At 58.5% G+C, this 3659-nt stretch carries 5 protein-coding genes; 4 read left to right on the top strand and 1 reads right to left on the bottom strand.

The genetic code is table 11. The features are described from left to right. Positions 1-1032: plasmid partitioning protein RepA (gene repA, locus QD357_RS31465; RefSeq protein WP_414125892.1), on the bottom strand; the 1032-nt coding region annotated here is incomplete at its 3' end. 389 nt (positions 1033-1421) lie between these two features. On the opposite strand from repA, the gene traI reads away from it, so the two are divergent. The 4 genes from traI to QD357_RS31445 all read left to right on the top strand — a co-directional run. Beyond that, positions 1422-2048 (top strand): acyl-homoserine-lactone synthase TraI, encoded by a 627-nt coding sequence (traI, locus tag QD357_RS31460; RefSeq protein WP_414125891.1) that lies wholly within the window; start codon positions 1422-1424, stop codon positions 2046-2048. A 10-nt stretch (positions 2049-2058) separates the two neighbouring features. After that, entirely contained in the window at positions 2059-3036 is a 978-nt protein-coding gene (gene trbB / locus QD357_RS31455; RefSeq protein WP_414125890.1) for a P-type conjugative transfer ATPase TrbB, read from the top strand. Then, a complete protein-coding gene (locus QD357_RS31450; protein ID WP_414125889.1) occupies positions 3026-3409 on the top strand; it encodes a TrbC/VirB2 family protein in 384 nt (127 codons plus the stop codon). Before trbB ends, QD357_RS31450 begins: the two co-directional genes overlap by 11 nt. After that, positions 3402-3659, top strand: a 258-nt coding sequence (locus QD357_RS31445) for a conjugal transfer protein TrbD (protein WP_414125888.1), incomplete at its 3' end; no start/stop codon positions are given. The genes QD357_RS31450 and QD357_RS31445, both read left to right, overlap by 8 nt.

Below are 3659 nucleotides of genomic sequence, written 5' to 3'. Positions count from 1 at the left end.
CTTCAATACGTGGTTTCTCAGCATCTGCTGTGCAAACATCGACTGCATGAACCCGACCATCTGAGCCTGCGGGATATCCGTGGGTTCAAATCGCGTGATGAGGTACCGGAACCACTGAACACGCATTTCGGCGCCGGCCTCGGCGACGGGMCMCATGATCCCGCCGAGCATCATCAGAAACTGGCTMATCGACATGATGTCCAGCATCTGAGGATGAATGGTGATGAGGATCCCGGTMGACGCCATGAGCGCGGTAATGGTCAGATAACCGAGCTGAGGAGGGCAATCGATGACGACCACATCGTATTTGTCATCGACCTGCTTCAGAGCGCTGGCGATCCGCATGTAGAACAGTCGGCCGTCCTCACCTTTCTTGGAAGAGATCGCCAGCGGCACGTCATACTCGTATTCCTGAAGAACCAGGTTTGCTGGCACGACATCCAGTCCGGGAATATTGGTCGGCTGGATGACATCGGCGATCGACTTGCGCTCGTCGTCAAAGCGAAGAGCCTCATATAGAGACGCCGTATCATCAAGCTCCGGCTGGATCCCGAAGAGGGAGGTCAGGGATGCCTGGGGATCGAGGTCGACCGCGAGCACCCGATGCCCGGTGAGGGCGAGATATTGTGCAAGATGTGCGGCCGTTGTGGTCTTGCCGCTTCCGCCCTTGAAGTTGACCRCCGACACAATCTGCATCGGCTCGCCCTCTCTGCGCTTAGGAACATAGTATCTCTTGTCGGATTTCTTGTTGGCCTCAAGATAATCACGGAGCTCAAGCATCTGATCGGCGGTATAATAGCGGCGTCCGCCAACCGATTCTATTTCAGGCCCCTTGCCATCGGCATGGATCTGCCTGAGATGAGTCTGGGTTACTCCCATGAAGTCGGCAACCTCCGCAAGCTGAAACTTGCGMAGTCCCTTGCGGGCGTCCKGCGGATACTGCTGGCTGCGCAACATGTGCAACGCACCTGAGATCTTCGCCCCTTGCTGGGCGATCTCGATATCAAATCTGTTGGGCAACATGTTGGTCATTTCGCGAACTAATTCCCCGGAGGACTACACTTTCGAAAAAATGGCTAGAACGCCATCATTTGCGAAACTATCTCCCGATTCCMACCTAGCCGCAAGACATTTAAGGTTAACAAGAGGTTAACGCCATCGCGCAGGTAAATTCGATCCCGCCCGATTTTCCTTTAATAATCGTGAGTTAACAAGCCAGAGGTTCTGCGGCGTTCTCTATCTGTTTATCTGTGAATCCTGCAAAACTTGCCGACCGCGTTAAGGGCGACGAGGCATGATTTCCGCAAACAAGGCGCTCATCATGGAGCGACTCACTCGCCAGTCATTGCATGATCCTCCAACTACCGCGCAGTACCGTTCCATGCTGACTTCTCAGCCGATMAACGACGACGGAGAAATTCATGCAGGTTTTCGCGCTCAACAAACCGCGGAATGTTCACGAAGCTCGGCTCATCCAGCAACATCACCAGCTACGCGCTCGCGTCTTCGCGGAGCGGTTGGGCTGGGAGGTCAACGTCGTATATGGCGAGGAATCGGACGGCTTCGATACTCTTKACCCCACTTACATCCTGGCCGTCTCCGACCTCGGCAACGTGAGCGGCTGCGCGCGGCTTCTGCCGGCCGTTGGCCCGACGATGGTGACGAACATCTTTCCGTCGCTGCTACCGAGCGACGGACTGAACGCACACCCTGCAATGATCGAGAGCTCCCGCTTCTGCGTSGATACGACCYTTGARGAGGGSAGGGGGGCAGGCTCAGTGCATGAGGCAACGCTGACGATGTTTGCCGGCATCACCGAGTGGTGCCTCGCAAACGGCATCACCGAGATCGTGACGGTGACCGACCTGCGGTTCGAACGCATTCTCGGTCGTGTCGGCTGGCCGCTTCAGCGCATCGGCGATCCGAGCCGTATCGGCGTGACTACAGCCATCGCCGGGATCCTTCCGGTGAACGTAGAAACATTTCTGAGGCTCCGCCCGTCCAGCTATCGCTCGCAATTCAATGGTCCGCTGGGTCAGGCAGCATAAGGAGAAAACCGTGAACCAGCTTCGTTCTCATCCTCGACTCGTCCGCAAGCTTCAGGAGGCGCTCGGCGATCAGCTCTGCGTCGCGYTCGATGATTCGACTGTYGTCGAAATCATGCTCAATCCGGACGGCAAACTGTTCATCGAACGACTCGGCCATGGCGTTGTACCCGCCGGAGAAATGTCGTCCGCAAGTGCTKAAATGATTATCGGAACCGTGGCGCATTCGCTCCAGTCCGAGGTCGATAACGAGCAGCCGATCGTCTCCGGCKAACTGCCGATCGGCGGCCATCGCTTCGAAGGACTGTTGCCTCCTGTGGTCTCCAAGCCGGCCTTCACCATCCGTCGTCGCGCCTCTMGCTTGATCCCACTTGAGGATTACGTGCGCTMGGGCGTGATGAGCGAGCAGCAAGCGTTGACAATCCGCAGCGCGATTTCGTCTCGGCTCAACATCATCATCTCCGGCGGCACCGGYTCSGGCAAGACGACRCTYRCRAACGCCGTCATCRAYGAAATCGTCAAGTCGGCGCCAGACGACCGCCTCGTTATCCTCGAGGATACCRCAGAGATCCAATGCACAGCCGACAACGCCGTCCTTCTCCACACAAGCKATACTGTCGATATGGCGCGGCTCTTAAAGAGCACGATGCGGCTGCGTCCCGACCGGATTGTCGTCGGCGAAGTMCGTGACGGCGCTGCGCTCACTTTGCTTAAAGCGTGGAATACCGGCCACCCTGGTGGCGTCGCGACCATCCATTCCAACACTGCAATGTCGGCGCTCCGCCGCCTTGAGCAACTGACCGCCGAAGCCAGCCAACAGCCGATGCAGGAGGTGATCGGCGAGGCGGTCGATCTCATCATCTCGATCGAACGGACGGCTAGGGGTCGGCGCGTTCGCGATGTCATTCAGGTCGAGCGCTACGCACACGGCCAATACGAAATCGAGTCCGATGAGCTCACGGAAGAACAGGAGGCGCGCCATGTCGCCTAAGAATGCTACTATCGCCGCTGCGCTCCTTGCAGTGCCCATCGTCCTGGCGTCGGTTGCCMCCGCACTCGCGAGTTCCGGCGGCAGCCTCCCATGGGAAGGGCCGCTGCAACAAATCCAGGAATCGATCACCGGCCCGGTTGCCGGYGCCATCGCRCTTGCRGCRGTSGCGATYGCCGGCGGCATGCTGATMTTCGGYGGYGARCTCAACGATTTCGCGCGGCGGCTCGTCTATGTGGTGCTTGTCGCCGGTATCCTGCTCGGCGCGACCAACATCGTTGGCCTTTTCGGCGCCACCGGCGCGTCGATCGGACTGCCGGACGAGCGAGCCAGGTCCATCGATCCGAGCGGAGAAGGGGAGAGGGCACATGGCTGAGGCCTTGTCCGGACTGCAACGCAACCGCATTCACCGTGCCCTATCGCGCCCGAACCTGTTGATGGGCGCGGACCGGGAGCTGGTGCTRCTCACCGGGCTTGCTGCCGTCATCCTTATTTTCGTGGTGCTKACGGCATACTCCGCCCTGTTCGGCGTTGCCATCTGGATCGTCATCGTTGGTTTCTTGAGAATGATGGCAAAGGCAGACCCGCTGATGCGGGAGGTCTATGTCCGCCACATATCATACCGC

It is taken from the genome of Rhizobium sp. BR 317 (assembly GCF_047445835.1).
Lineage (GTDB): Bacteria > Pseudomonadota > Alphaproteobacteria > Rhizobiales > Rhizobiaceae > Rhizobium > Rhizobium paranaense.
Note: the sequence above shows the minus strand (reverse complement) of the source record. Positions and strands in the feature narration are given on the sequence as shown.